The 4,339-nt window shown below is 65.9% G+C and carries 3 protein-coding genes; 2 read left to right on the top strand and 1 reads right to left on the bottom strand.

The features are described from left to right. Nucleotides 1-436 (top strand): DUF2147 domain-containing protein (locus ABWP50_RS12990; protein WP_353218411.1); only part of this gene is annotated, 436 nt, incomplete at its 5' end. A gap of 85 nt (nucleotides 437-521) precedes the next feature. Next, nucleotides 522-3,152, top strand: coding sequence for a type I DNA topoisomerase (gene topA / locus ABWP50_RS12985; protein ID WP_353218410.1), 2,631 nt, complete (start codon nucleotides 522-524; stop codon nucleotides 3,150-3,152). Nucleotides 3,153-3,316: 164 nt separating this feature from the next. On the opposite strand, the gene ABWP50_RS12980 is transcribed toward topA, so the two are convergent. After that, nucleotides 3,317-4,339, bottom strand: a 1,023-nt coding sequence (locus ABWP50_RS12980; RefSeq protein WP_353218409.1) for an ERAP1-like C-terminal domain-containing protein, incomplete at its 5' end; no start/stop codon positions are given.

Here is a 4,339-nt window from a genome sequence, read left to right as displayed (position 1 = left end):
ACATCTGCTCACGGCGCTGCTGGCCGCGATGATCGGCTGTGGTGCCGGCACCGCCCAGGCCGCCACCTACGGCGTGTTCCGCAATCCGTCGGGCAGCGTGCAGGTGCGGCTGGCCGATTGCGGGGCGTTGCTGTGCGGCACCATCGTGGCGGCTTCCCGCAAGGCCCGCGCCGATGCCGCCGATGCCGGCCAGACCAGATTGATCGGCATGCAGCTGTTCCGCAACATGACACGGGCTGTTCAGCCCAAGACTGTGCAGCTCAAGACTGGCCAACCGGGAGCGGCCGGGCAGCGTTGGGAAGGCCAGGTCTATATCCCCGACAAGGACAGGGTGGTCAGCGGGACGGCCACGCTCAATGGCCGCACTCTCAAAGTGGAAGGCTGCCTGCTCGGCGATGCCCTGTGCAAGAGCCAGGATTGGACCCGGACGAATTAAAGCGGGATCGCGCGCCCTGCGACCCCTCACCCCTTGACGCCGCTCGCTCTGCCCCGCCACCCTCGCGCGTACACGTGAGGATCATATGCAGCTAGTCATCGTTGAATCGCCGGCCAAGGCCAAGACCATCAACAAATATCTTGGGCCCAGCTATGAGGTGCTGGCCAGTTTTGGCCATGTGCGCGATCTGCCGCCGCGTGATGGTTCGGTGAACCCCGAAGCGGATTTTGCCATGGCGTGGGAGGTTTCGGGGGACCGGGCCAAGCAGCTCAGCGCGATTCGCGAGGCGGCCAAGCGGGCCGATTCGGTGATCCTGGCGACTGACCCTGACCGCGAAGGCGAAGCGATTTCGTGGCATTTGCTGGAGTGGCTGAAGGAAAAGCGCGCGCTGCCCAAGGGCGGGGCGAGCCGGGTGACGTTCAACGAGATTACCAAATCCGCCGTGACGCGCGCCATGGCGGCGCCGCGCGATCTCGATCAGCCGCTGATCGATGCCTATCTGGCGCGGCGCGCGCTGGATTATCTGGTGGGCTTCACCCTGTCCCCGGTGCTGTGGCGCAAATTGCCGGGGGCGAAATCAGCGGGCCGTGTGCAATCGGTGGCGCTGCGCCTGGTGGTGGAGCGCGAACGCGATATCGAAGCGCATCGCCCACGCGAATATTGGCGGGTGGAGGCGGACATGATCGCGCCCGCCGGCCAGACCTTCCGCGCCCGCCTTGCGGTGCTGGACGGCAAGAAATTGGGCCAGTTCGATCTGGACAATGTTGCAGCAAATGCTGCGCGGGAAGCCATTGAGAAAAATGGCTTTACGGTGCGAACCGTTGAAACCAAGCCGGTCAGCCGCAACCCGGCACCTCCGTTCACCACATCGACGCTGCAGCAGGAGGCTTCGCGGCGGCTGGGCTTTAATGCCAGCCACACGATGCGCGTGGCGCAGGGCCTGTATGAAGATGGCCGCATCACCTATATGCGCACCGATGGCGTGCAGATTGCCGCCGAAGCCATGCACGCGGTGCGCGATCTGATCGCCAATGATTATGGCAGCTCGCCCGATGTGCTGCCCGAAAAACCGCGTATCTACACCGCCAAGGCCAAGAATGCCCAGGAAGCCCACGAGGCCATCCGCCCCACCGATTTCTCGCGTCGGCCCGGCCGGCCGGATGGTGATGCGGAGAAGCTGTATGCGCTGATCTGGAACCGCACCGTCGCCAGCCAGATGGCCAGCGCCCGGCTGGAGCGCACCAGCATCGATCTGTACGACGATGATGGCCGCCACGGTCTGCGCGCCACCGGCCAGGTGGTGATCACACCGGGCTTTCTGGTGCTGTACAGCGAAGCCCGCGATGAAAAGCCCAAGGACGCAATGGCCGATGATGAGGATGATGAAGCCCGGCTGCCGCGCCTGGCCGGCGGCGATCGCTGCGCATCCAAGCATGTGGCGGCCACCCAGCATTTCACCGAACCGCCGCCGCGTTTCAGCGAAGCCACGCTGGTCAAGCGCATGGAGGAATTGGGCATCGGCCGCCCATCCACCTATGCCTCCATCCTGACCACGCTGCGCGACCGTGCCTATGTGCGGGTGGAGAAAAATCGTTTCCATGCCGAGGAAAAGGGCCGGCTGGTCACGGCGTTTCTGGAGCGGTTCTTTGCGCGCTATGTGGAATATGATTTCACCGCCGGGCTGGAAACGCAGCTGGATGATGTGTCGGCCGGCGATGCATCCTATCTGGAATTGCTGCGCGCCTTCTGGGCGGATTTTCAGCCCAAGACCGCCGAGATCATGGAGCAGCGGCCATCGGATGTGACCGCCGCGCTGGATGAATATCTGGCACCGTTCCTGTTTCCTGAAACCGGCGACGACAGCGATCCGCGCCTGTGCCCGCGCTGCAGCGCCGGCCGGCTGAGCTTGAAAACCGGGCGGTTCGGGGCGTTTGTGGCGTGTTCCAATTATCCGGAATGCAAATATACGCGGCCGTTCGCCAGCGAAGGCGGCGCCAGCGAAGGCCCGGTGGAGCTGGGCGCGGACCCGGTGACCGCCGAGCTGATCACGCTGCGTTCGGGCCGCTTTGGCCGCTTTGTGCAGCGCGGCGAAGGCAGCGAGGGCGAAAAGCCGGCGCGCGCCTCCATCCCCAAGGACGTGAGCATCACCGGGCCGGAGGATCTGGATTGGGCGGTGAAATTGCTCAATCTGCCGCGCACCGTGGGCACGCATCCGGAAACCGGCGAAACCATCACCGCCAGCATCGGGCGGTACGGCCCCTATCTGGCGCACGCCGGCAAATATGGCCGGCTGACATCAACCGCCGACGTGTTTGAAATCGGCATGAATGCCGCCGTGGTCAATCTGGCCGAAGCCGCGGCTGCCAAGGCCAGCGGCGGGCGGCCGCAGCGCGGGGTAGCAACCGCGCTGGCGGAACTGGGCGCACATCCCGAAACCGGGGTGGCCGTGCGCGTGCTGGCGGGGCGTTACGGCGCCTATGTGTCCGACGGCACCACCAACGCCACCCTGCCCAAGGGCAGCGAACCCGCCGATCTGACCCTGGCCGAAGCCGTGGTGTTGCTGGCCGCACGGGCGGCAGCAGCCCCGGCCAAGAAGGGCAAGAAACCAGCGGCGAAGAAAGCACCGGCAAAGAAAGCTCCGGCGAAGAAGGCAGCAGCGAAGAAGCCTGCGGCGAAGAAAGCGCCTGCCAAGAAACCAGCGGCCGACCCGGCGTGAGTCGGGCCAGCTAAGCCAAGGTCAAAGCAGAAGAAAAATGCCTCCGGCGGGCAGGGCTGAGCCCTGCACCACTTTCGATTTAATTCGGTCCAGACCTTCGAAACACGGGCCCGAACCAACAATCGGGTGCAGGGGTCACCCCTGCCCGCCGGAGGCTTTATCTTTCATCGTCCAACCGCCAGTGCGGCGCTGATTTCGGCGCCCTTGGCGGCTTTCAGCGCGGCGCATTGGCCGATGCGTTCGCGGGTTTGCGACAGTTCCAGTTCGCCGCCGCCCAGCAGCGCCAGATTGGGCTGGATCAGGCCTTCGACGCGGGCGATGGCGTCGGCGCTGCAATAGCCATCAAAGAAGCCGATGATGCCGGCGCGGGCAAAGCCGGGGAAGCTTTCGACCACCTGCTTGAAATTGCTGGCGACATATTGCGTGGTGGCATCGCGGCTGGCGCGGTTATTGGCCAGCACGGCCAGGATGGTGGTGCGTTCGCGGCTGATCAGCCCTTCGGCCCGCGACAGGCCCTGCACATGGGCCGCGCCCGCTGCGCCTTCGATGCTGCCCAGCGCCGCGGCGGCATGGGCGCGAAACAGCGGATCGTTGCTGGCCTTCAGCGCGGCAAACAGTTGATCGGCAAAGGCGATGCCGCCATCCTGCACGGCCACGGCCAGTGCCGCGCGGCGGAACACCGGGGCCAGCGCCGCGCCGTCACCGGCCAGGCTGCGCATTGCAGCGTCCTTCAGGGCGGTGCGCAAGGCCGGATCGCGGCCCGACAGCGCCACCAGCGGCACCAGCGATTCGCGCCAGCCCTGGGCGGCGGCGCTGCCGGTTGCGGCCGCGGCCACCGATGGATCAAAGCCCTGCATTTCGGGCCGGCCCGCATACAGCCGCAGCATCAGCGCGCGATAGGCGGGCAGTTCGCTGTCGGCCAGCAGGGTGCTGGCCAGGCCGCCGATTTGCCGGCCCAGCACCAGCGCCGGCAATTTGTCCTTGTGCTGCGCCAATTGCTCGGCGGCTTTCATCACGCGGCCAAAATCGATGCGGCCAGCGGCAAAATCGGCCCAGATCGAATCGGCAACCGCCATGGCTTCGCGTTCGGGCAGGCGGCTGGCGGCGGCGATCAACTGGTCCCAGCCGGCGTTGTCCATGCTGAACCGGTAATAGCCGGCGCCATTGGCGTTGGGCACCAGCGCGCC

The organism is Sandarakinorhabdus sp. (assembly GCF_040398645.1).
Lineage (GTDB): Bacteria > Pseudomonadota > Alphaproteobacteria > Sphingomonadales > Sphingomonadaceae > Sandarakinorhabdus.
The sequence above is the reverse complement of the archived record's forward strand: the minus strand, read 5'-3'. Positions and strand labels throughout refer to the sequence as shown.